Origin of the sequence: Methylobacterium frigidaeris, assembly GCF_022179185.1 — a bacterium.
GTDB lineage: Bacteria > Pseudomonadota > Alphaproteobacteria > Rhizobiales > Beijerinckiaceae > Methylobacterium > Methylobacterium frigidaeris.
Genome location: NZ_BPQJ01000016.1, coordinates 1 through 21,379, shown reverse-complemented (window position 1 = coordinate 21,379; position 21,379 = coordinate 1). Strand labels below are relative to the sequence as shown.

The following is a 21,379-nucleotide window of genomic DNA, read 5'->3' as shown; positions in this document are numbered from 1 at the left end:
GAGCCCGTGACCCATGCCGAGCCCCTTCCACGAGGTCCGCTTCCCCCTCGCCCTGTCCTACGGCTCCCGCGGCGGGCCGGAGCGGCGTACCGAGATCGTCACGCTCGGCTCCGGCGACGAGGAGCGCAACAGCCTCTGGCGCCACTCGCGGCGCCGCTACAATGCCGGACCCGCCCTGCGCTCGGCCGAGGACGTGGCCATGCTGATTGCCTTCTTCGAGGAGCGCCGCGGGCCGCTCTACGGCTTTCGCTGGCGCGACACCTTCGACCACAGCTCGGCCGCTCCCGGCCGCGCCGTCGCCCCCACCGACCAGCGCCTCGGCACCGGCGACGGCACCACCCGCGCCTTCCCGCTCGCCAAGACCTACGGCGCCGCCTTCGCGCCCTATGCCCGCCCGATCACCAAGCCGGTCGCCGGCTCGGTCACCGTCGCGGTCGGCGGCGTCGCGCTCGCCGCCTCGGCCTTCGCGCTCGATCCCGCCACCGGCCTCGTCACCCTCACGGCCGCGCCCGCGTCCGGGGCCGTGGTGACGGCGGGCTTCACCTTCGACGTGCCGGTGCGCTTCGCCACCGACCGCATCGAGATCGACCATCAGGCCCTGCGCGCCGGGCTCGTCGCCGACATCCCGATCCTCGAGATCCGCCGCTGATCCCATGAAGACGCTCTCGCCCACCCTGACTGCTCGCCTCGCGAGCGGGGTGACTACCCTGTGCCAGTGCTGGATCGTCACCCGCACCGACGGCCTGCGCCTCGGCTTCACCGACCATGACCTAGACCTCACCGTCGACGGCGTCCTGTGCTCGGCCGAGAGCGGCGCCACCGGCACCGCGCTCGAACAGGGCACCGGTCTCGCGGCCGACTCCCTGGAGATCGTCGGGGCGCTGACCAGCGGGCGCCTGGCGGAAGCCGAGCTGGCGCGGGGCCTGTTCGACGGCGCCGCGGTCGCGGTGTGGCGGGTCGACTGGTCGAGCCCGGCCGACCGCGTCCTCGTCCTCTCCGGCACCGTGGGCGAGGTCTCCCGTGGGCCCACCGCCTTCACGGCGGAAGTCCGCGGCCTCGCCGATCGGCTGAACCAGCCCCGCGGCTGGGTCTACCAGCGCTCCTGCGACGCGCTCCTCGGCGATGCCCGCTGCCGGATCGACGCCACCGCCCCGGCGATGCGCGGCGCCGGCACGGTCGCGACGGTGCGCAGCGCCCGCAGCCTCGCCGCCTCCGGCCTCGCCGGCTACGCCGCCCGCTGGTTCGAGGCCGGCCGGCTGGTCTGGACCTCCGGCGCCAATGCCGGCGCCGCGGTCGAGGTGCGGGCCCAGGCCCGCGCCGGCGCGCTGGCCACCCTCGACCTGTGGGAGCCGATGCCGGCCCCGATCATGGCCGGCGACGGGTTCCAGGTCGTCGCCGGCTGCGACAAGTCCCTGGCGAGCTGCCGGGACAAGTTCGCCAACGTCGTCAACTTCCGCGGCTTCCCGGATCTTCCGGGCAACGACTACGCCGTGGCCTACGCCGTCCAGGGAGCGGACAATGATGGAGGCCGCCTCGGCTGACACCCGCGCGCGCGTCGTCGCGCTGGCGCGCACCTGGCTCGGCACGCCCTATCACCACCAGGCCAGCCTGCGCGGGGCGGGCTGCGACTGCCTCGGCCTGCTGCGAGGCGTCTACGCCGCGCTGTACGGCGCCGAGCCGGAGGTGCCGCCGCCCTACACCCCGAGCTGGGCCGAGGACCGGGGGCAGGAGACGTTGCGGGATGCCGCCGCCCGCCACCTGGTGGCGCTCGAACCAGGCGCGGCCGAGCCCGGCGACGTGCTGCTGTTCCGCTGGCGCGACCGCCTGCCGGCCAAGCATTGCGGGATCGTGGTCGCCCCGTCCGTGATGATCCACGCCTATGACGGTCACGCCGTGGTCGAGACCTGGATCCCGCCGGCCTGGTCCCGGCGCATCGCCTACGCCTTCCGCTTCCCGGAGATCCCGACGTGAGCACGCTGGTCCTGTCCTATGCCGGCCAGGCGGTCGGCAACGCGCTCGGCGGGCCGATCGGCGGCGCCATCGGCCAGGTGCTCGGCGCCGCCGGCGGCAGCGCCCTCGATCGCGCCCTGTTCGGCGCGCGCCCCAAGCCGCAGATCAACCTCGGCCCGCGCCTCTCCGACCTCCACGTCACCGCCTCGACCGAGGGCGCGGCCCTCGCGCGCGTCTTCGGCCGCGTCCGCGTCGGCGGGCAGATCATCTGGGCCACCAAGCTCAAGGAGACGCAGAAGGTCGAGAAGGTGAAGTCCTCCGGCGGCAAGGGCGGCGGCGGACAGAAGCAGTTCAACGTGACCTATTCCTACAGCGTCAGCGTGGCGATCGCCCTGTGCGAAGGCCCGATCGTCGCCGTGGGCCAGGTCTACGCGGACGGCAAGCGGATCGCGCTCGCCGCCTACGGCGCCCGGGTCTATCTCGGCGACGAGGCGCAGGGGCCGGACCCGAAGATCGCGGCCATCGAGGGCGCGGCCAACGCCCCGGCCTATCGTGGCCTCGCCTACATCGTGTTCGAGGACCTGCCGCTCGGGGAGTTCGGCAACCGCGTCCCGGTCATCACCGCGGAGGTGATCCGGCGCGCGCCCAACGCCTCGGGCCGGCCGCGGCTCGAGGAGCTGGTCACCGCCGTCACGATGATCCCGAGCATGGGCGAGTTCACCTACGCCACCGCGCCGGTCAACGCCGCGACCTTCGGCGGGATCAGCGGGCAGAACACGGTCTCGGGCGGGGTCGACGCGCTCAAGGCGCTCGACCAGCTCGCCGCCGAGGCGCCGCGCTGCCGGCACGTCTCGCTGGTGGTCGCCTGGCACGGCACGGATCTGCGGCTCGGCGCCTGCCGCATCGTCCCGAAGGTCGAGACGGCCACGAAGTCGACCACCCCGGAATGGCTCGCCGGCGGGGTCGACCGGGCGAGCGCCGGGATCGTCAGCCGCGACGCGGCCGGCGGCCCGTTGCTCGGTGGCGCGCCGTCCGACCTGTCGGTGGTGCAGTTGATCCAGGCCCTGAAAGGGCGGGGCTACGCGGTCACGCTCTACCCGTTCGTGATGATGGACATTCCCGCCGGCAACGGGCTGCCCGATCCCCATGGCGGGGCGGAGCAGGCGGCCTTTCCCTGGCGCGGGCGCGTGACCTGCCACCCGGCCCCGGGCCGGCCCGGCAGCCCCGACAAGACCGCCGCGGCGGCCGGCCAGGTGGCGGCGTTCTTCGGCAGCGTGGCGCCGGCGGATCTGGCGTGGAACGGCCGGACGGTGACCTGCGCCAAGGCGGAGTTCTCGTTCCGCCGCTTCATCCTGCATTGCGCGCGCCTGGCCGAGGCCGCGGGCGGGGTCGACACGTTCCTGATCGGCTCGGAGATGATCGGGCTCACCACCGTGCGGTCGGGGCCTTCGACCTTCCCGGCGGTGGCGCAGCTCGTGAGCCTGGCGGCCGACGCGCGGGCGATCCTGGGGGGCGCGACGAAGCTCGGCTACTCGGCCGACTGGACGGAATACGCCAGTCATCGCCCGGCCGACGGCTCGGGCGACGTGTACTTCCACCTCGATCCGCTGTGGTCGAGCCCGAACATCGACTTCGTCGGGATCGACAACTACATGCCGCTCGCCGACTGGCGCGACGGGTTCGACCATCTCGACGCCAAGGCAGGCGCTCCCTCGCCCTATGATCCGGGCTACCTCGCCGGCAACGTCGCGGCCGGCGAGCTGTTCGACTGGTCCTATCCGACGCCCGCCGATCGCGACGCCCAGAACCGGGTGCCGATCGCCGATACCGCTTACGGCGAGCACTGGGTCTTCCGCCTCAAGGATCTGCGCGCCTGGTGGGAAAACCCGCATCGCGACCGGCCGGGCGGGGTGCGCCAGGCCACCGCGACGGGGTGGGTGCCGCAGGGCAAGCCGGTCCGGTTCATCGAACTCGGCTGCCCGGCGGTCGACAAGGGCATGAACCAGCCCAACGTCTTCGTCGATCCGAAATCGTCGGAAAGCTTCCTGCCGTACTTCTCGAATGGCCGGCGCGACCTGGCGGCGCAACGGGCCTACCTCGAAGCCACGCTCCCCTACTGGCAGGGGGCGGCCGGCAACCCGGTCTCGGCGGTCTACGGTGGCCGGATGGTCGATCCCGAGCGGCTGTTCGTCTGGACCTGGGATGCCCGGCCCTACCCGGACTTCCCGCGCCAAGCGAGCGTGTGGAGCGACGGGCCGAACTACCGGCTCGGCCATTGGATCAACGGGCGGCTCGGCCTGACGCCGATCGCCGACGTGGTGGCCGAGCTGTGCGGGGGCCTCGGCGTGCCGATCGATGTCGGCCAGCTCCATGGCCTGGTGGAGGGCTACGCCGTCACGGAGGTGCAGACGCCGCGCGCCTCGCTCGACCCCTTGCGCACGTGCTTCTTCTTCGACGCGGCGGAGTCGGCCGGGCGGCTGGTCTTCGCGCCGCTGGCGCGAGCCCCGGCGGCGGCCCTGACGGCGGATGACCTGGTGGCGCGGGAGGGCAGCGGCGGCGACTACCGGCGCACCCGCGGGGAGGAGACGGCGCTGCCGGGGGTGGTGGCGCTGACCTACATCGATCCGCAACGCGGCTACCAGTCCGCGTCGGTCGAGGCGCGCCGCACCAACGGCCGGGCCAACGCGGTGCAGCGCGTCTCGGTGCCCTTGTGCCTGGACGAGGGGGCGGCGCGGGGCATCGCGCAGGCCCTGCTCTATCAGGGCGTGGTCGAGCGCGAGCAGGTCGGGGCGACCCTGCCGCCGTCCTGCCTGGCGCTCGATGCCGGCGACGTCGTCACCCTCTCTCTCGCCGGGAGCGGCGCCGACTACCGGCTGACCCGCCTCGGCCTGGAAGCGGGCCGGCCGGCGAGCGGCATCCGCACCGACCTGTCGGTGTTCGCCTACCGGGACGGCACCGCGACGCCCCGCCCGGCCGAGCCGCCGGCGACGGTGGGGGTGGCTTTGTTCCAGTTCCTCGACCTGCCGCTCCTGCGCGCCGACACGGTGGCGCACGCGCCCTACCTCGCCGCCTACACGGCGCCGTGGTCGCCGGTGGCGGTCCTGCGCGCGACCGCCGGCGGGGCGTTCGTGGACGACGCGGCGATCGGCGCGCGGTCGATCATCGGGCAGCTGACGGCGGCGCTGTTTGGCGGCCCGTGCGGGCGGTGGGACCGGGTCAACGCGGTGTACGTCGAGGTGCCGCGCGGGGTGGAGCTGGCCTCCGCCCCCGAGATCGACGTGCTCAACGGAGCCAACGTCGCGGCCCTGCTGACGCCGTCGGGCGAGTGGGAGGTGCTGCAATGGGCGCAAGCCACGCTGCTGGCACCCAGGCGCTACCGGCTCGCCACGCTGCTGCGCGGCCAGCTCGGGACGGAGTTCGCCCTGGGCGCCCCGACCCCGGCCGGGGCGCCGTTCGTGGTGCTCACCGACGCGCTGGTGCAGTCCGGGATGCCCCTGGCGCTCCGCACCCTGCCGCTCGCCTGGCGCTGGGGCCCGCTCGGCCGGCCGCAGGACGATCCGAGCTTCACCGGCGCCACCCTGGCGTTCCGCGGCGTGGGCCTGCGCCCCTACGCCCCGGCGCAGGCCCGGATGGTGCGGGCGGAGTCGGGCGACCTGGTCCTGTCGTGGATCCGGCGCACCCGGATCGACGGCGACCCCTGGGAACAGGTCGAGGTGCCGCTCGCGGAGGAAGCCGAGGCCTACGCCCTCGACGTGCTGGCGGGCTCCATGGTGCTGCGCACGTTCGAGGTCGCAGGCCCCACCGTCACCTACACGGCGGCCCACCAGGCGGCCGATTTCGGCGGGCCGGTCGCGAGCCTGTCCGTCGCCATCCACCAACTCTCGGCAACCTACGGCCGCGGCGCGGCCCTGAGGGCGACCCTGTATGCCTGACGCAGCCACCGCCAACCTCGCCCTGCCGCTGATGGCGGCGGCGCAGGCGCAGAAGCACGTGACCCACAACGAGGCGCTCGTCGCCCTCGACACGCTGGTCCAGCTCGCCGTCCTCGACAAGGACCTGACCGCGCCGCCGGCGAGCCCGGCGGAGGGCGACCGCTACCTGATCGCGGGGGCCGCCCCCACGGGGGCGTGGGCGGGCTGGGCCGGCCGGGTGGTGCGCTACCAGGACGGGGCGTGGCGCAGCTTCGTGCCGCGCCCCGGCTGGCTCGCCTTCGTGGCGGACGAGGCAGACCTCTACACCTGTACAGGTGTGGCCTGGGCCTCGTTCCGCTCCACCCTGACGGCGTTGCAGAACCTCGCCCGGCTCGGCCTCGGCACCACCGCCGACGCGCAGAACCCCTTCGCCGCCAAGCTCAACAAGGCGCTGTGGACCGCCCTGACGGTGGGCGAGGGCGGCAGCGGCGATCTGCGCTACACCCTCAACAAGGAAGCCTCCGGCAACACCCTGTCGCTGCTGTTCCAGTCCGGCTTCTCCGGCCGGGCCGAACTGGGCCTGACCGGCGACGACGACCTGCGCCTGAAGGTCTCCCCCGATGGCGCCGCCTGGCGCGAGGCCCTGCGGGTCGACCGCGGCACCGGCGGCCTCGACCTCGCGGCCGCGGAGGCCTCCGCCCCGGTCGCCGCCACCGTCGACCTCGGCGCGCTCCCCGCCCTCAAGGTGGCGCTCACCGGATCGGGCACGGTGACGAGCTTCGGCACCAGCCCGCACCGCCTGCGCCTGCTGCGCTTCACCGGCGCCGCGACGCTCACCCACAATCCCGCCAGCCTGGTCCTGCCGGGCGGCGCCCCCCTGGTCACCGCCCCCGGCGACACGGCGCTGGCGACCTCGGACGCGTCCGGTGCCTGGACGGTGCGCGATTACGTCCGCGCCTCCGGCAAGCCGGTGACCGGCCCGGCCGCCGCCGACATCACCGACGCCAGCGCCCCCGGCCGCAGCGTCCTCGCCGGCACGGCGGCGCAGGGCGCGACCGCGCTCGGGCTGGGGAGCGGCAACGTCCCGACCTTCGCCAGCCTGGCGCTGAGCGGCGCCGCCGGCGCCTTCCGGACGACGCGGGTTCTCACCGGCAGCGCCTTCCGCTGGGACTACGGCGTCGACGGCACCGCGGAGAGCGGGTCCAACGCCGGCTCGAACTTCTTCATCAACACGTTCTCCGACGACGGCACCTATCGGGCGACGCCCTTCGTCATCAACCGCAACACGGGTTCCACGACCGTGAGCGCGCTGACCGTCAGCGGGGGTGCGGTGAACCTGGACAACGGCGCCAGCAACGTCATCGGCTATCGCAACGCGGGCGTGGCGCCCCCGACCACGACGACGCGCTCGGTCGGAACGAAGATCGTGCTGTTTCCCGCCTTGTCGGGCAGCGATGTCGATTACGCGATCGGCATCGACGGCAGCACATTGTGGAACAGCGTCCCGACCGCGAACGCATTCCACAAGTGGTATGCCGGCACCGTACCTGTCGCGACGCTGAGCGGGAGCGGTGTCCTGAGCGTCGCAGGAGAGATGCGTGTCGGCGGCAACACGTCTCAGTACACGTCGTCCTTCATCAACGGCGCATCGGGCTACTCGCGAGGCGTGAACATCCAGTCGGCCGGGATGCTGCGCTGGGCCATGCAGGCAACGGGAACACCCGAAACGGGCGGGAACTCCGGGTCCGACTATGTTCTGGCGGCATTCAGCGACACGGGCAGCTTCCTGTTCACGCCGCTCGCTCTCTCCAGGGCAACCGGGGCGGCGACCTTCAGTCACAACATAGTGGCTGCCGGCTCCATCCGTCCCGGCTCGTACACCGTGGCGACGGTGCCGGCGGGAACGGCCGGGGCGGTGATCTACGTCTCGAACGGCCGCAAGTCCGGCGAGGGCGCGGGCGCCGGGACGGGCGTGGTCGCCTGCTACTCCAACGGCAACTGGCGGCGGCTGTCGGATGACAGCCCGGTCGCGGCGTGAGGGTGAGATGAGCGAAGCCTACCTGTACGAGTTCCTGTATCGCGGGCGGCCGGCGGGATCGGCGGAGGCGCCGGCCTGGCACGTGGTGCTGGGCCGGCACGTGACGCCGCCGGGCGCGAGCGAGGCGCAGTTCGTGGCGAGCGGGGCGCTGACGCCCGCGCAGGCCGAGGCGGCGGGGTTCCCGCTCTCGGCGGTCCTGGACGGGATCGACGCCGCGGCGCTGGCCGGACGTGATGCGGCGATGGCCGCCGCGGAGGCGGCGCGACGGGACCGCGACGAGATGGCCGAGGCGCGCGATGTGGCGGCGGCGGCGCGCGATGCCGCGGAGGCGGAGCGGGACGCCCTGGCGGCGCAGCTCGCGGCGCTGCAAGCCGCGCCGGCGCCGGCCGCACCCCTGCCGGCGGTGTCGGACCGGCAGTTCTTCCAGGCCCTGGCGCAGGCCGGCGCAATCACGCCCGACGAGGCGCTGGCGGCGGTGATGACGGGCGTGCTGCCGGCGCGGATCGAGGCGGCGGTGGCGGGCCTGCCGGCGGCCGAGCGCTTCGCCGCCCGGATGCTGCTGTCGGGCGCCACCGCGTTCGAGCGCGGTCACCCGATGGTGGCGCAGCTCGGCGCCGCGCTCGGCTCCGACGCGGCGGAGCTGGACGCGCTGTGGCGCCAGGCTGCCGCCCTTTGACCCCTTGCCCCTGATCGCGGCCTGACGCCCGGCGCAAGGCCGGCGCGCCGCACCACCCTGCCCAACCCGGAGAGACGGTATGGCCGCGAGCACGTTCGAGCGGGCGCTTTCGCTCGTCCTGACACACGAGGGCGGGTGGTCGGACGACCCGCACGACCCGGGAGGGGCGACGAACCTCGGGGTGACGATCGGCACGCTGAGCCTGTGGCTCGGCCGGCCGGCGATGCGGGCGGAGGTGCGGGCACTGACGGTGGCTTCGGTGGCGCCGCTCTACCGGCGGCGGTTCTGGGACGCGATCCAGGGTGACGCGCTGCCGGCGGGGCTGGATTACGCGCTGTTCGACTTCGCGGTGAACAGCGGCCCGCGGCGGGCGGTGATCGGGCTGCAGCGGGCCTTGGGCCTCGCCGATGACGGGCGGCTCGGCCCGGTAACGCTGGCGGCGCTCAAGGGCCGGGACGGGCCGGCGCTGATCGACGCCCTGTGCGACGGGCGGCTGACGTTCCTGCGGGCTTTGTCGACCTGGCCGCGCTTCGGGCGCGGCTGGGGTCGACGGGTGGAGGAGGTGCGGGCGGCGGCGCTCGCGCTCCATGCCGCCCCGGAGCGTCCCGCCGCACCGACCCCTTGCCCGGCCTGCGGCCAGCCCGTCGCGGCCTGACGGGCACATTCCGCCCCACCATCCTTCGACAGGAGATCGTCATGAACCAGGACCAGCTCACCACGCTGCTGCGCACCCTGCTGCAGTTCGGCGGCGGGATCGCCGTCGGGCGCGGCTGGATCGATGCCGACACCGCCACCGCCTTGACCGGCGCGCTGGTGACGCTGCTCGTCACCGCCTGGGGCCTCTACGTGCGGCGCAATGCCGGCCTCGTCGCCTCCGCGGCCGCCTTGCCAGCGGTGAAGACGATCCTGGCCGACCCGGCGACCGCGCACGCGGTCCCGAGCGCCAAGGTCCGGCCGCCCGCGTAGCGCATGTCCCGGTTCCGGGATGCCGCTCACGCGGTCGATGCCTCGGCATCCCGTGCCATCGTCGGGCAGTGGTCGCCGGCTTCGCTGTCGTCGCGGACGAGGCCGGTGCGCGAACCCTCCGTCATCCATAGGCGAGGCACCAGCCAGGCCCGCGCAACCAGCATCTGTCGTCGGGAAGCGCATCGGTGCGGTGAAGCATCCGGACGGCCTCCTGGCCGCCGGCCGCCAGAGCGCGTGCCAGGGCCCGCTCGGCCACAGGATCGCGGGCGCCGGCACAGGGATAGATCAGGGTCGGGGAAAGGCAGCGCGCCGTGTAGTGCCCCTCGTCGCGACGCTCGATCAGGAAGACGGCCCCTCGGGTGATCGGCGTGCCGGGCCGCGGCCCGGCCGTCAGGGGCAGGACCAGCCGCCCGCCGACTTTGAGCGCGTCGAGCCAGGCATAGGCCGGACGCACCGCGCCGGCATTGACGAGGACGAGGTCGGCCGGGGGCAGCGTCATGGCGGCGCCGTCGCCCGCGACGATGCGGACCTGCGGCAGTTCGGCCAGCGCCTCGGCCGCGAAGGCCGCGAGGGCGGGGTCATGCTCGATGCCGAGCACATGGCCCTCCGCCCCGGCGAGGCGGGCCAGCAGGGCCGTGTAGTAGCCGGTCCCCGTGCCGACATGCACCGCCTTCATGCCCCGGCCCGGCCGTCCCCGGGCGATCAGGCCGGCCAGGAAGGAGGGCTGCCCGTTGTTGAGGTGCCGCTCCGGCCGGATCGCCACGGGCACGTCCTGGTAGAGATAGACCGGATCGTCATCGGGCGTCGGCGTATAGCCGCCGGACAGGCGGGCCAGGTGCCAGGGTCCGGGCGGCAGGAAGCGCTCGCGAGGGATGACGGCCAGGGCCGCCTCCAGGGCGCTGCGCAGCCCGGCCTCGTCCGCAGCCGCCGCGTGGGCGACGTGCCTGGCGTAGATGTGCCGTGCGATGGCGGCCCGCTCGTCCCGTGTCATGGTGCCTGCTCCGGATGCGCGCTCTCCAGCCGCCGATGCGCGGCCACGAGAGGAGGCGCATGAACCGACGGGACGCGGACCGGCCGGACCATTTCGCAAAATTTCGATCCGCGCCTGTCCGCAGTCGGCGCGCCCATGCGCATGACCCTGGACGAGTGCGGACGTGGTGACGATGGAGACGGACGAGGCCGAGCAGCGCGACGTCGCGGGGGCGATCCGCGACCTGTCGACCGTCGATCTCGCGCGCCTGCGGGCGCTCGCCCGGCTGCGGGCGCGCCGGCTTCCCGGCACCGACTGGTCCGACATCCTGCACGAGGCGATCGTGCGGGCGCTCGACGGCACGCGGCGCTGGCCGCCGGGGGTTCCGGTCCTGGTCTTCCTGGCCGGATGCATGCGCTCGATCGAGCACGACCTCCGGCGGCGGCTGGCCCAAGAGTGGCTGGCTCAAGATTGGCTGGCCCAGGAGCGGGCGTGGCGGGAGCACGACGCGGCGGACCGCGAGGGTGCCGATCCCGAGCGGGCGATCGCCGCCGCACAGGCGCTCGGCAGGATCGTGGCGCTGTTCTCCGGCGACGAGACGGTGCTGCGGATCATCGAGGGATTGGGCCACGGCCGCTCCGCCGGCGAGATCCGCGCCCGGCACGGCCTGTCCCAGACGGATTACGACAGCGCCCGCAAGCGGCTGCGGCGCGCGTTGCTGCGGCTCGATTCCGAGGGAGGCCCGCGATGACCCAGTGGCGCCCCGACCGCGCGCTCGACCGCCTGACCGAGGCGCTCGAGGCCGAGATCCTGTCGGCCCCCGAGCCGGAGGTGCGGGCCCTCGTCGCGGAGGCCGCGCCGGGCGCAGAGGCCCTGCGCCGGCTCGTGCTGCGAGCGGTCGACCAGGCCGAGGAAGGAGCCCGCCTGCCGCCGGACATCACCGGGGGAGGACCGGCCCTGCGGCGGCCCTGATCCCCCCGGCATCATTCCGCCGGCCAAATGCTGCAAGAACAAGAAGCCAAGCAGAGGTGCGCCGTGCGCCTCTGCTGGGCGGGCCTGTGATGTCAGCCCAGCACCACCACCTGCGCGCCCACCGGCACCCGGGCGTAGAGGTCGATCGCGTCCTGGTTGATCATCCGGATGCAGCCCGAGGAGACGCTGCGGCCGATGCTCTCCGGCTCGGTGGTGCCGTGGATGCGGTAGAGCGTGTCCTTGTTGTTCTGCCACAGGTAGAGGGCGCGGGCGCCGAGTGGGTTGCGCGGGCCGCCCGGCACGCCGAGGCCGCTCTGCAGCTTGGACACGCTGCGGGCCAGGGCCGGCTGGCGGGCGATCATCTCCTTGGGCGGGTACCAGTCCGGCCAGGCCTGCTTGGAGTTGATGGTGGCCGCCCCGTTCCAGGCGAAGCCCTGGCGGCCGACGCCGACGCCGTAGCGGCGCGCCCGGCCGCCCTCCTGGATCAGGTAGAGGTGGTGCGCCCGCGGATCGACCACGATCGTGCCGGGCGCGTAGCGGCCGCCATAGGCGACCTCCTGGCGCAGGAAGGACGGGTTCGCCCGGCGCCAGCGGAAGGCCGGGACCGGAAACGGCTCGGTGTCGAGCGCCGCATAGGCACGGGCGTAGTCGATCGGCCCGTCATCGACCACGATCGCGGCGTTCGGATCGACCGTGCCCGGCTGCGGCGCCACGGCGCGCCGGCCGCCGCCCCAGAACGAATCCTCCTCCGGCGCCTCGGTGGGGACGGGCTCGGTCCGATAATAGGGATCGGTGGCCTGGCCCCGCGTGTCGTAGAACGCGCCGTCATCCGCCGGGACGGGATCGCGGGAGCGCCGGCGCCGGACGGGGGCGAAATCCTGGTCCGTCCAGGCGAAGGCGGGGCGCGGCCACGCGCCCGCCAGCAGCGTCGAGGCGAGGCCGGCGGCGGTGCCGATGACCAGGAAGCGGCGGTTCTTGTCGGTCATGGGATGTCTTGCGGATCGTGCTGACAGGAACGGGGCGCCGGATGGCGCAATGCAGCAACAGCTAGGGCATTTCCCCACCGAGGGGAAACCGCCGTTCGTGAAAAAACCGTCAGGACCAACGGGCTAGCACGATATCCCGGCGGGTGTGGCCCCGGCGCCGCCCGGGCCGAACCGCCTCCGGCGCGATGCGGAGCCAGCCGGCCAATCGCGTGCGATACTTTTTCTATTTCGTATCGAGACTGACGAATTCTGTTGTTACGCATATCACCTGTGGTTGACGCCCCCGACAACACGTGCCCTCTTGAGCCAGTCATTTCGATCTGGTGCGCCATGACCAACGATGACCCCACCCGGTCGCTCGACCTGATCGAGCTCGCCGCCGACGTCGTGTCGGCTTATGTGGCGAACAACTCCGTTCCGGCAGCGGACGTCCCTGGACTGATCGCGGCGGTCCACACGTCGCTGAGCCAGCTCGGCGCGGCACCGGCGCCGGAGCCCGAGAGGGTGGCGCCGCCGGTGCCGATCCGCCGGACCGTCACCCCCGACCACATCATCAGCCTTGAGGACGGCAAGCCGTACAAGACGCTCAAGCGTCACCTGGCCGGGCGCGGGCTCACCCCGGAAGCCTACCGCCAGAAGTGGGGCCTGCCGCCGGACTACCCGATGGTCGCCGCCAACTACGCCGCCCAGCGCTCCGAGCTCGCCAAGAGCTCCGGCCTCGGCCAGAGCCGGCGCGGCCGCGGCGCGGCCATGCGGGCCGCGGCCGACCCGGTGGTCTCTGGGCCGGCGCCGGGGAAGTCCAAGCGCCGCTGAGACGCATCCCGAGCTGAGCGGGAGCCGACAGGCGCGCTCATCGTGCATTCAGGTCGTTAGTTCTTTCCTTGCGGGGCAGGGCGGTCCTCGCGGCCGCCCCTCACTCCCAAGGAGAGATCCCACGATGATGCACGTCAAGGTGCTCGGGATGGCCGCCCTCGTCGCGGGCGGCTTGATCGGTAGCTTGGGTCTTGCGTCGACCGTACAGGCCGCCCCGATCGGCCTCGGCACGGCGGGCACGCTCGCGTCGGAGACGGGCGTGACGAAGGTGGCCGGCGGCTGCGGCCCGGGCTTCTTCCCGAACCGCTTCGGCTATTGCCGCCCGTTCTACGGACCGCGGCCGTTCTACGGACCGCGCCCCTATTATTACGGCCCGCGGCCGTACTGGCGGCGCCCGTATTACGGCCCACGCCGCTTCTATTACGGTTATTGATCCGGATCGTATTCGACGAAAGGCGCCCGACCGGCCGGTCGGGCGCCTTTCTGCGTTCAGGATCCGGGCGGTCTAGCCGGCCCGCGCCGCAGGCTTGCGCCCGAACGGATCGAACTCGATCACCGGGGCCTTGCGGCCGTGGAGCGTCGGCAGCACCCGCTCGCCGAAGGCGTCGATGAACGCCGCCTGGTTGCCGCCGACCTGGTGCAGGTCGATGCTGTCGAAGCCGAGCGCCGCGCAGGCGGCGATGCGCTCGGTCAGCGCCGGCAGGTCGTGGGAGATCAGGACCGCCTCGTGCATGTCCTCGGGCCGCAGGTAGCGGGCGGCGGCCTCGAAATCGGCCGGGCGGGGCAGTTCCCAGGCAACCGAGGCCGGTAGCGCATTGAAGCGCCACTCGGCATGGGCCTGGTGCAGAGCCTCGGCCGGATCGGGGGCGTAGCTGAGATCCATCTTGAGGAAGACCGGCTTGTCGGCGCCGCCGCCCTCCCGGAAGGCGTCGACGATCGGCCCCAAGGCCTCGGGGCTCGTCCCGACGGTGAGGAGCCCGTCGGCCCAGGTGCCGAGCCAGGCGGCGGTCTCGACGCTGGTGGCCGCCCCCACCAGACGGGTCGGGGTCTCGGGCAGCGACCACACCTTGGCGTCCACCGCCGTCAGGCGCCCGCGCTGGGTCACGGTCTCGCCGGCGAGGAGCGCCCGCATGATCTCGGCGCCCTCGCGCAGGCGGGCGTTGCGCTCGGCCTTGTCGGGCCAGGCGCCGCCGGTGGCGCGCTCGTTCATCGCCTGGCCGCTGCCGAGCGCCACCCACGGCACCCGGCCCGGAAACATCTGTCCGAGGGTCGCCACGGCCTGGGCCAGCACCACCGGGTGGTAGCGCCAGCCCCCCGGGACCGAGATGATGCCGAAGGTCAGCCGCTCGGTCGCCTGCAGGGCGGCGCCGAGCCAGGCCCAGGCGAAGCCGGACTCGCCCTGGCTCGGCGACCAGGGCTGAAGGTGGTCGGAGGAGAAGGCCCCGTCGAAACCGGCCTGCTCGGCCCGCTGGGCCAGCGCGAGCAGGGCCCGGGGCGGGCACTGCTCGTGGGAGATGTGGTAACTGTACAGGGTCATCGCGCGGCTCCCGGCCCGAGGAATGCCCGAGCCCGGGCGGTCGTTCCGGGCGGGCGCGGTTGCGCCGCGGGCCCGACCGCTCCTCGCTACATCCCCACCGCCACCCGGCGGCTGTTGCCCCGCTGGAGATTGCGGTAGCGCGCCAGCGCCCAGAGCGGGAAGAACTTCGCGTAGCCGTGATAGCGCAGGTAGAACACCCGCGGGAAGCCGGTGCCGGTGTAGAACTCCTCGCCCCACAGCCCGTCCTGCCCTTGCGTGCGGGCGAGGTAGTTGACGCCGCGGGCCACCGCCGGGTGGTCGGCCTCGCCCGCCGCCATCAGGGCGATCAGCGCCCAGGCCGTCTGCGAGGCGGTGCTCGCCGCCCGCTCGTAGCCGCGATACTCGAGCTTGTAGCTCGCCGCGTCCTCGCCCCAGCCGCCGTCCGGGTTCTGGATCGAGACCAGCCACTCCACCGCCTTGCGCATCGGCGCGGAGGCCGGATCCTGGCCGGCGGCATTCAGCGCGCAGAGCGCCGACCACGTGCCGTAGATGTAGTTCATGCCCCAGCGGCCGTACCAGCTGCCATCCTCCTCCTGGTCGGCCAGGAGGTAGTCGACGGCCCGGGCGAGGACGGGGCTCGTCTCCCTGGTCTCGCCGAGCTGGGCGAGCATCGAGATGCAGCGGGCGGTGACGTCGGCGGTCGGCGGGTCGAGCAGGGCGCCGTGGTCGGAGAACGGGATGTAGTTCAGGTAGTGATAGGTGTTGTCGGCGTCGAACGCCGCGAACCCGCCGTCGCGGCTCTGCAGGCCCTCGATCCATTCGCGTGCCCGGGCGATCGACTGGGTGTAGTCCGAGCCGCCCTCGCCGGGGCCGAGGCGGGTCTGCGCCCGGTCCATCGCCATCGCCACCACGGCGGTGTCGTCGAGGTCGGGATAGTGCGGGTTGGCATACTGGAACGCCCATCCGCCCGGGCGCACGTCCGGCTTGCGGGCCGCCCAGTCGCCCTTGATGTCGAGGACCTGAAGGGGCTTGAGCCATTCGAGGGCGGCGCGGGCCTGGCGCTCGTTCTCCTGCCCGCCGGCCTCCATCAAGGCGTGGGCGGCGAGCGCCGTGTCCCAGACCGGGGAGAGGCAGGGCTGGACGTAGGCCTCGTGCTCCTTGACGGTGACGAGCTTCTCCACCGCCGAGCGCGCCGTGACCACCAGGGGGTGGTCCTCCGGGTAGCCGAGCGCCTCGTACATCAGCACCGAGTTGGCGATGGCCGGGAAGATGGCGCCCAAGCCGTCCTCGCCGTTCAGCCGCTCGCTGACGAAGGCCACCGCCTTGTCGACCGCCTTGGCGCGAGGCCCGGCCGGGAACAGGGGCTCGACCACCCGCAGGATGTCGTCGATGACCGCGAAGACCGGGCGCCAGGGCGAGGATTCCTGCGCGCCGGAGGGCCAGCGCCGGATCCGCTCCGGATCCTGGGTGAACAGCTCGCGCACGCCGACGCCACGGGGGTTCTTGGCCCGGGGCTTCTTCATCTGCAGGATGAAGAGAGGCACCATCACGGTGCGGGCCCAGTACGAGACCTTGTCGAGGTGGAACGGGAACCACCGCGGCAGCAGCATCACCTCGACCGGCATGACCGGCACGGCGCTCCACGGCACCTCGCCGTAGAGGGCGAGCAGGGTGCGGGTGAAGACGTTGGCATGGGCCGCGCCGCCCCGCTGCAGGATCGCCTCCCGGGCCCGGCGCATATGCGGCGCGTCGATCGGATCGCCGATCATCTTCAGGGCGAAGTACGCCTTGACGCTCGCGCTCATGTCGAGGGGGCCCTCGTGGACGAGCGCCCAGCCATTGTGCAGCGCGCTCTGCGTCCGGCGCAGGTAGACGGCGATCTTCTCTTCCAGCTCCCGCGGCGGCACCGAAGCACGGAAGTGGTGGTAGAGGATGTACTCGGACGGGATGGTGGCGTCCGCCTCCAGCTCGAAGCACCAGTGCCCGTCGGCATGTGCCAGTTGCGTCAGCGCCCGGGACGCGGCCGACACCCGCCGCTCGACCTCGTCGAGGGTGATGTCCTGCGTGCTCTTGCGTTGCAGCGTCTCGACCTTGCCCACGGTATCTCTGCCTTCCTCGAGCGAGGGCGGCTCCGCCCCGCCGCCCATGATGCCATCCCGATTGATTTTTGCAGCGCACAAAACGCCGCGCACGCCCACGCTGTTCCCGAAACCGGACCCCGGCGTCAAGCGGCTCCGCGCAACGCAGCGTTGCCGCCGGTGCTCGCACCGGTGCCAACACCAGCCAGGACCTGCGCTGCCGTCGCCCCGGACCGGATCGCCCCCTCGATGGTCGAGGGCAGCCCGGTCGCGGTCCAATCTCCCGCCAAGGCCAGATTGGCGATGTGCGTGCGCGCACCGGGCCGTCGCGCCGCCTCGGCGGGCGTCGCCGCGAAGGTGGCGCGCTTCTCCTTGACGATCTGCCAGCGCGGCAGCGGCTCGCCGGAGAAGCCCGAGAGCCGCGAGACCTCGTCCCAGATCGTGCGGGCGAGCTCTTCGCGCGGCACGTCGAGCAGGCGGTCAGCGCCGCTGATCGTCACCGAGAGCCGGTCGGGATAGGAGAACAGCCATTCGGTGACGCCGCCGACGACGCCGAGGAGCAGCGGCGCGCCCGGCTTCGGAGCCAGCGCGAAATGCGCGTTAACGATCGAGCGGTGGCTCTGCGGCACGCTCAAGCCCGGCATCAGGTCGGCGGCGACCCATGCGGGCAGGGCCAGCACCGCCGCGTCGTCGGCGCCGAGCTCTTCCGCGCCGTCCGAGAAGTCGAGCCGGGTCAGGCGTCCGTCCCCGATTCCGAGCCCCCGCAGGCGCCGGCCGAAGCGCATCTCGGCGCCGGCTGCCGCCAGAGCCGTCAGGGCCGGATCGACGAAGGCCGCCGACAGGCCCTCCACCGCGACGAGGGGCCGGCAGGCCCGGCCGCCGGCACCCAGCGTCTCGCGCAGGATCGTGGCGGCAAGGCCCGCATCGCTCTCCTGCGGCTCGGTGTTGAGGGCGGCGAGCAGCACCGGGCGCCAGAGGCGATCCCATAGCAGCCCCTCGCAGGCCATGCTCTCGCCGATCGTCGCGGACTTCGTCGCGCCGCGGAAGATGCCGAGCGGCGCGAGGTAGTCGCGGGCGCGGCTGCCCGGCACCCGGCGGCGGGCATCGAGCACCCACCAGGGCAGGCGGCCGGCATTGGGGCGCAGGGTCCAGCGCTCGCCGGTGGCGATGTCGGCGAAGGCGAAGGCGGCCTCGTCCGGCCCGGCGAGCACGCCCTCGGGCGCGCCGGCCAGCTTCAGGAAGTCGAGGGCGTCGCGATTGCCCGACAACAGCAGGTGGTTGCCGTTGTCGATGGTCAGCCCGAGGGCCGGATCGAAGTAGGAGCGGCAGCGCCCGCCGGCCTGCTTGGCCGCCTCGTGCACGACGACGCGCCGGCCGGCCTTGGCGAGGCGCAGGGCCGCCGAGAGGCCGGCGAGGCCGGCGCCCAGAACGTGAACCGTACCCATCAGACGATCGCGTGACGCAGGAGGACGCCGACCAGCGCGAGCTTGCCGGGCTTCACCCGCGCGCGGGGCGCCGCCCAGCCGCGCTTGCGCAGGCCGACGAGAATCAGGTGATAGGCCGCCCCCATGATCCGGGGCGCCTTGGTGGCCCGGCGCGGCTCGCGGTTCATGATCGCCCAGGCGGCATCGTAGTGCCCCTGGGCCTCGTCGGCGAGGCGGGCGCAGACCTCGCCCAGGCGCGGATGGATGAGGGCGGAAGCCGGGGTCGGATGGTTCAGCCCGATCGCCGCCAGCGGCTCGGCCGGCAGGTAGAGCCGGCCGCGCTCGGCATCCTCGTCGATGTCGCGCAGGATGTTGGTGAGCTGGAGCGCACGGCCGAGATGGTGGGCGAGCTTGATGCCCGGCTCCTCGGGCAGCCCGAAGATCCGCACCGAGAGCCGGCCGACGGCGCTCGCCACCCGGTCGCAATAGAGGTCGAGGGTCGCGGAATCGGGGGCGACGATGTCGGCCTCGGCGTCCATCGCCATGCCGTCGATCACCGCCTGGAAATCCTCGCGCCGGAGACCGAACTGGCGCACCGGGCCGACGAGGGCCTGGGTCCGCGGCACCGGCCTTCCGGCATAGAGGGCGTCGATGTCGGCCCTCCAGCGGTCGAGTTCGGCCGCCCGCACCTCGCGGGCACCGCCGTCGTCGGCAACGTCGTCGACGGCGCGGCAGAAGGCGTAGACCGCGTACATCGCGTCGCGCTGCTCGGCCGGCAGCAGCCGCATCGCGGTGTAGAACGACGAGCCGGCGGCCGGCAGGGCCGGGGCCTCGGCGGTCGCCTCGGCTTGGGACGGGGTCTGGGAGGCGAGGGCGGTCACGGGCGGGCTCCCCGCAGGGCCGGATGCAAGTGGCGGCGGAACGGCCGCCGGGCGAGGGCAGTGGCGGCGGCGCCGAGAGCGGTGAGCGCGAAGGCGGCCTTGCCGTGATGGACCGTCTCGCTCAGCGGATCACGGACCAGCAGGCCGCGGGCGAGCAGGACCGCGAGGCGGTGGATCGCCGCGATCTCCATGGCGAGACGCGTGTCGTCGATCAGGTCGGGCAGGGGCCTACCTTCCTCGAGGAGGTCGAGGCAGCGTTGCGCCAGGTCCTTGATCACGGCGCGCAGCGCCGGGGTGGCACGCTCGGCTCCCAGATCCTCGATGCGGGCACCGTGCTTCTCCAGGGTCTCCCGCGGCAGGTAGACCCGGTCGACGCTCCGGAAATCCTTGCCGCAATCCTGCAGATGGTTGATCACCTGCAGCGCGGTGCAGATCGCGTCGGAGGTCGGCCAGGTGCGGCCCGGATCCTCACCGTGGACGTCGAGGACGAAGCGGCCGACCGGTACCGCCGAGTAGCGGCAATAATGGGCGAGTTCGTCCCAGGTTTCGTAGCGCGACTTGTGCGCGTCCATCCGGAACGCGTCGAGCAGTTCCAGGGCGTGGCGCGGCGGCAGCCCGCGCTCGGCGAGCGAGCGGCGCAAGGGGGCCGCCTCCGGATCGTCGGGGCCCTTGCCGGTCAGCGCGTCGGCGAGGCCGTCGAGGAGCGCGATCTTCCGCTCCGGCGAGAGGCCGGCATTGTCGGCGACGTCGTCGCCCGCCCGGACGAAGTAGTAGAAGTCCAGGATCGGGCCGCGATGGCGCGGATGGATCAGGTGCGAGGCGACCGGAAAATTCTCGTCGCGGTGCCCCTTGCCGGAGCGCGCCTCGGTGGCGGTTTTCATCGGATGTATCCAGCCTGACGGAACCAGGCGACGGCGTCGGACAGGCCGTCGCGGTAGGGCCGGGCCGCGTAGCCGAGCTCGGCCCGCGCCTTGGCGTCGGAGAAGAACATCCGGTAGCGCGACATCCGGATGCCGTCGATCGTGGCGAGCGGCGCCTTGCCGGTGATCCGGGCAGCGAGTTCGGACACGAAGGCCACCGGATAGACCGCCGCCCGGGGCAGCCGCACGGTCGGGGGCTTCCGCCCGACGAGGCCGGCGATGTCGGCGAGCATGCGCGAGAGGAGCACGTCCTCGCCGCCCAAGATGTAGCGCTCGCCGATGCGGCCCCGGTGCAGGGCGAGGAGGTGGCCCTTCGCCACGTCGTCGACATGGACGAGGTTCAAGCCCGTATCGACGAAGGCCGGCATCTTGCCGTTCGCCGCCTCGACGATGATCCGCCCGGTCGGGGTCGGCTTGACGTCGCGCGGGCCGATCGGGGTCGACGGGTTGACGATCACCGCCGGCAGGCCGTCGCGGGCCACCATCTCCTCGACCACGCGCTCGGCCACCACCTTGCTGCGCTTGTAGGCGCCGATGGCGGTCTCGGGCGTCAGCGGCCGGGTCTCGTCGGCGGGCGTGCCGTCGTCGTGTGGCTTGATGGTGGCGACGCTCGACGTATACACCACCCGCTCGACGCCCGCATCGAGCGCCGCCCGCATCAGGGCCCGGGTGCCCTCGCGGTTGGTGCGCACGATCTCGTCCGGGTCCGGCGCCCAGAGCCGGTAATCCGCCGCGGCGTGGACGAGGTAGCGCATGCCGCGCATCCCGGCCGCCGCCGCCTCGGGGTCGCGCATGTCGCCCTCGACGATCTCGACGTCGGGCCAGGTCAGGTTGGTGCGCGGGCTCGTCGCGCGCACCAGCACCCGCACCGGGAAGCCGGCGGCCCGGAACACGTCGACGAGCGCCGGGCCGAGGAAGCCGCTGGCGCCGGTGATCAGCACCGGGCCGGGCTCGACTGCGGTGCCGGACGGGGTGGACGCGGTGCGGTGCTGGGCCTCGGTCATGCGTTCCTTCTCGGCGGCTCGGGCGGCGGGCCCGATCTCCGGTGGTACCTCACTTCGGGAAGCCGGGCCGCTTCTGCCAGCCCGGCGCCATGCCCGCAAGGCGCGGGCAAAGGGATCGCAGGCGACCGTGCCGCCCGCGCATCAGCATCCTGCCACCGGGACGAACCCGTCCGGACGGACGTCTCAGGCGAGGCGCAGGCGCCCGCCGCGCTCGGCCGCGGTCTCGCGCGCCGGGAGCGTGGCCTCGACGACCTTGACGATCGACGGCGCGTCG

General features: G+C 73.2%; 20 protein-coding genes. 12 read left to right on the top strand and 8 right to left on the bottom strand.

The genetic code is table 11. The annotated features are described in order from the left end of the window. Positions 1-13: 13 nt before the first annotated feature. From MFF64_RS17475 to MFF64_RS17440, 8 genes are all read left to right on the top strand, one after another. Positions 14-649, top strand: a complete 636-nt coding sequence (locus MFF64_RS17475) for a DUF2460 domain-containing protein (RefSeq protein ID WP_238191749.1) — start codon at positions 14-16, stop codon at positions 647-649. 4 nt (positions 650-653) lie between these two features. Further along, a complete protein-coding gene (locus tag MFF64_RS17470) occupies positions 654-1,541 on the top strand; it encodes a phage/gene transfer agent baseplate hub protein (protein WP_238191739.1) in 888 nt (295 codons plus the stop codon). Continuing rightward, entirely contained in the window at positions 1,519-1,971 is a 453-nt protein-coding gene (locus MFF64_RS17465; RefSeq protein ID WP_425324293.1) for a DUF6950 family protein, read from the top strand. The genes MFF64_RS17470 and MFF64_RS17465 overlap by 23 nt, the downstream gene beginning before the upstream one ends. Beyond that, complete coding sequence (locus MFF64_RS17460; RefSeq protein WP_238191737.1) at positions 1,968-5,882, top strand: baseplate multidomain protein megatron; 3,915 nt, start codon at positions 1,968-1,970, stop codon at positions 5,880-5,882. Before MFF64_RS17465 ends, MFF64_RS17460 begins: the two co-directional genes overlap by 4 nt. Next, positions 5,875-7,899, top strand: a complete 2,025-nt coding sequence (locus MFF64_RS17455; RefSeq protein WP_238191735.1) for a DUF2793 domain-containing protein — start codon at positions 5,875-5,877, stop codon at positions 7,897-7,899. Before MFF64_RS17460 ends, MFF64_RS17455 begins: the two co-directional genes overlap by 8 nt. Positions 7,900-7,906: 7 nt before the next feature. Beyond that, a complete protein-coding gene (locus MFF64_RS17450; RefSeq protein ID WP_165795509.1) occupies positions 7,907-8,575 on the top strand; it encodes a hypothetical protein in 669 nt (222 codons plus the stop codon). A gap of 79 nt (positions 8,576-8,654) precedes the next feature. Further along, positions 8,655-9,230 carry a glycoside hydrolase family 108 protein gene (locus tag MFF64_RS17445; protein WP_238191733.1) on the top strand — a complete coding sequence of 192 codons (576 nt, stop codon included), beginning with the start codon at positions 8,655-8,657 and terminating at the stop codon, positions 9,228-9,230. Between the two features lie 41 nt (positions 9,231-9,271). Further along, positions 9,272-9,541 carry a Pam3-gp28 family putative phage holin gene (locus tag MFF64_RS17440; RefSeq protein WP_238191731.1) on the top strand — a complete coding sequence of 90 codons (270 nt, stop codon included), beginning with the start codon at positions 9,272-9,274 and terminating at the stop codon, positions 9,539-9,541. Positions 9,542-9,662: 121 nt separating this feature from the next. On the opposite strand, the gene MFF64_RS17435 is transcribed toward MFF64_RS17440, so the two are convergent. Next, positions 9,663-10,532, bottom strand: coding sequence for a protein-L-isoaspartate O-methyltransferase family protein (locus MFF64_RS17435; RefSeq protein ID WP_099899401.1), 870 nt, complete (start codon positions 10,530-10,532; stop codon positions 9,663-9,665). Positions 10,533-10,704: 172 nt separating this feature from the next. On the opposite strand from MFF64_RS17435, the gene MFF64_RS17430 reads away from it, so the two are divergent. Both MFF64_RS17430 and MFF64_RS17425 read left to right on the top strand, forming a co-directional pair. Continuing rightward, complete coding sequence (locus tag MFF64_RS17430) at positions 10,705-11,262, top strand: sigma-70 family RNA polymerase sigma factor (RefSeq protein WP_238191809.1); 558 nt, start codon at positions 10,705-10,707, stop codon at positions 11,260-11,262. After that, positions 11,259-11,483: a hypothetical protein gene (locus tag MFF64_RS17425; RefSeq protein ID WP_099899403.1), complete on the top strand. Its 225-nt coding sequence runs from the start codon at positions 11,259-11,261 to the stop codon at positions 11,481-11,483. Before MFF64_RS17430 ends, MFF64_RS17425 begins: the two co-directional genes overlap by 4 nt. A gap of 92 nt (positions 11,484-11,575) precedes the next feature. Here the strand turns inward: MFF64_RS17425 and MFF64_RS17420 are convergent, their stop codons facing one another. Beyond that, on the bottom strand, positions 11,576-12,469 hold the full coding sequence (locus tag MFF64_RS17420) for a L,D-transpeptidase (RefSeq protein ID WP_099899405.1): 894 nt from the start codon (positions 12,467-12,469) through the stop codon (positions 11,576-11,578). Between the two features lie 330 nt (positions 12,470-12,799). On the opposite strand from MFF64_RS17420, the gene MFF64_RS17415 reads away from it, so the two are divergent. After that, positions 12,800-13,282 carry a Ros/MucR family transcriptional regulator gene (locus MFF64_RS17415; protein WP_238191729.1) on the top strand — a complete coding sequence of 161 codons (483 nt, stop codon included), beginning with the start codon at positions 12,800-12,802 and terminating at the stop codon, positions 13,280-13,282. 124 nt (positions 13,283-13,406) lie between these two features. Next, on the top strand, positions 13,407-13,715 hold the full coding sequence (locus MFF64_RS17410; protein WP_099902475.1) for a GCG_CRPN prefix-to-repeats domain-containing protein: 309 nt from the start codon (positions 13,407-13,409) through the stop codon (positions 13,713-13,715). Positions 13,716-13,787: 72 nt separating this feature from the next. Here the strand turns inward: MFF64_RS17410 and MFF64_RS17405 are convergent, their stop codons facing one another. The 6 genes from MFF64_RS17405 to hpnA form a co-directional block, all read right to left on the bottom strand. Further along, positions 13,788-14,819, bottom strand: a complete 1,032-nt coding sequence (locus MFF64_RS17405; RefSeq protein ID WP_099902477.1) for a TIGR03885 family FMN-dependent LLM class oxidoreductase — start codon at positions 14,817-14,819, stop codon at positions 13,788-13,790. An 86-nt stretch (positions 14,820-14,905) separates the two neighbouring features. Next, entirely contained in the window at positions 14,906-16,945 is a 2,040-nt protein-coding gene (gene shc, locus MFF64_RS17400; protein WP_238191727.1) for a squalene--hopene cyclase, read from the bottom strand. Positions 16,946-17,022: 77 nt separating this feature from the next. Further along, positions 17,023-18,324, bottom strand: coding sequence for a hydroxysqualene dehydroxylase HpnE (gene hpnE / locus MFF64_RS17395; RefSeq protein WP_099904586.1), 1,302 nt, complete (start codon positions 18,322-18,324; stop codon positions 17,023-17,025). Continuing rightward, complete coding sequence (hpnD, locus tag MFF64_RS17390; RefSeq protein ID WP_099904584.1) at positions 18,321-19,181, bottom strand: presqualene diphosphate synthase HpnD; 861 nt, start codon at positions 19,179-19,181, stop codon at positions 18,321-18,323. The genes hpnE and hpnD overlap by 4 nt, the downstream gene beginning before the upstream one ends. Continuing rightward, positions 19,178-20,062: a squalene synthase HpnC gene (gene hpnC, locus MFF64_RS17385; protein WP_099904582.1), complete on the bottom strand. Its 885-nt coding sequence runs from the start codon at positions 20,060-20,062 to the stop codon at positions 19,178-19,180. The genes hpnD and hpnC overlap by 4 nt, the downstream gene beginning before the upstream one ends. Beyond that, positions 20,059-21,105 carry a hopanoid-associated sugar epimerase gene (gene hpnA, locus MFF64_RS17380; protein WP_238191724.1) on the bottom strand — a complete coding sequence of 349 codons (1,047 nt, stop codon included), beginning with the start codon at positions 21,103-21,105 and terminating at the stop codon, positions 20,059-20,061. The genes hpnC and hpnA overlap by 4 nt, the downstream gene beginning before the upstream one ends. Between the last annotated feature and the right edge of the window lie 274 nt (positions 21,106-21,379).

Excerpts from the sequence above, each read along its gene's own strand:
- MFF64_RS17475 (WP_238191749.1), top strand. The coding sequence starts at position 14 with ATGCCGAGCCCCTTCCACGAGGTCCGCTTCCCCCTCGCCCTGTCCTAC.
- MFF64_RS17445 (WP_238191733.1), top strand. The coding sequence starts at position 8,655 with ATGGCCGCGAGCACGTTCGAGCGGGCGCTTTCGCTCGTCCTGACACAC.
- MFF64_RS17405 (WP_099902477.1), bottom strand. The coding sequence starts at position 14,819 with ATGACCCTGTACAGTTACCACATCTCCCACGAGCAGTGCCCGCCCCGG.
- MFF64_RS17430 (WP_238191809.1), top strand. The coding sequence starts at position 10,705 with ATGGAGACGGACGAGGCCGAGCAGCGCGACGTCGCGGGGGCGATCCGC.
- shc (WP_238191727.1), bottom strand. The coding sequence starts at position 16,945 with ATGGGCGGCGGGGCGGAGCCGCCCTCGCTCGAGGAAGGCAGAGATACC.
- MFF64_RS17415 (WP_238191729.1), top strand. The coding sequence starts at position 12,800 with ATGACCAACGATGACCCCACCCGGTCGCTCGACCTGATCGAGCTCGCC.
- MFF64_RS17425 (WP_099899403.1), top strand. The coding sequence starts at position 11,259 with ATGACCCAGTGGCGCCCCGACCGCGCGCTCGACCGCCTGACCGAGGCG.
- MFF64_RS17435 (WP_099899401.1), bottom strand. The coding sequence starts at position 10,532 with ATGACACGGGACGAGCGGGCCGCCATCGCACGGCACATCTACGCCAGG.
- MFF64_RS17420 (WP_099899405.1), bottom strand. The coding sequence starts at position 12,469 with ATGACCGACAAGAACCGCCGCTTCCTGGTCATCGGCACCGCCGCCGGC.
- MFF64_RS17470 (WP_238191739.1), top strand. The coding sequence starts at position 654 with ATGAAGACGCTCTCGCCCACCCTGACTGCTCGCCTCGCGAGCGGGGTG.
- MFF64_RS17450 (WP_165795509.1), top strand. The coding sequence starts at position 7,907 with ATGAGCGAAGCCTACCTGTACGAGTTCCTGTATCGCGGGCGGCCGGCG.
- MFF64_RS17410 (WP_099902475.1), top strand. The coding sequence starts at position 13,407 with ATGATGCACGTCAAGGTGCTCGGGATGGCCGCCCTCGTCGCGGGCGGC.
- MFF64_RS17440 (WP_238191731.1), top strand. The coding sequence starts at position 9,272 with ATGAACCAGGACCAGCTCACCACGCTGCTGCGCACCCTGCTGCAGTTC.
- MFF64_RS17465 (WP_425324293.1), top strand. The coding sequence starts at position 1,519 with ATGATGGAGGCCGCCTCGGCTGACACCCGCGCGCGCGTCGTCGCGCTG.
- hpnA (WP_238191724.1), bottom strand. The coding sequence starts at position 21,105 with ATGACCGAGGCCCAGCACCGCACCGCGTCCACCCCGTCCGGCACCGCA.
- MFF64_RS17455 (WP_238191735.1), top strand. The coding sequence starts at position 5,875 with ATGCCTGACGCAGCCACCGCCAACCTCGCCCTGCCGCTGATGGCGGCG.
- hpnC (WP_099904582.1), bottom strand. The coding sequence starts at position 20,062 with ATGAAAACCGCCACCGAGGCGCGCTCCGGCAAGGGGCACCGCGACGAG.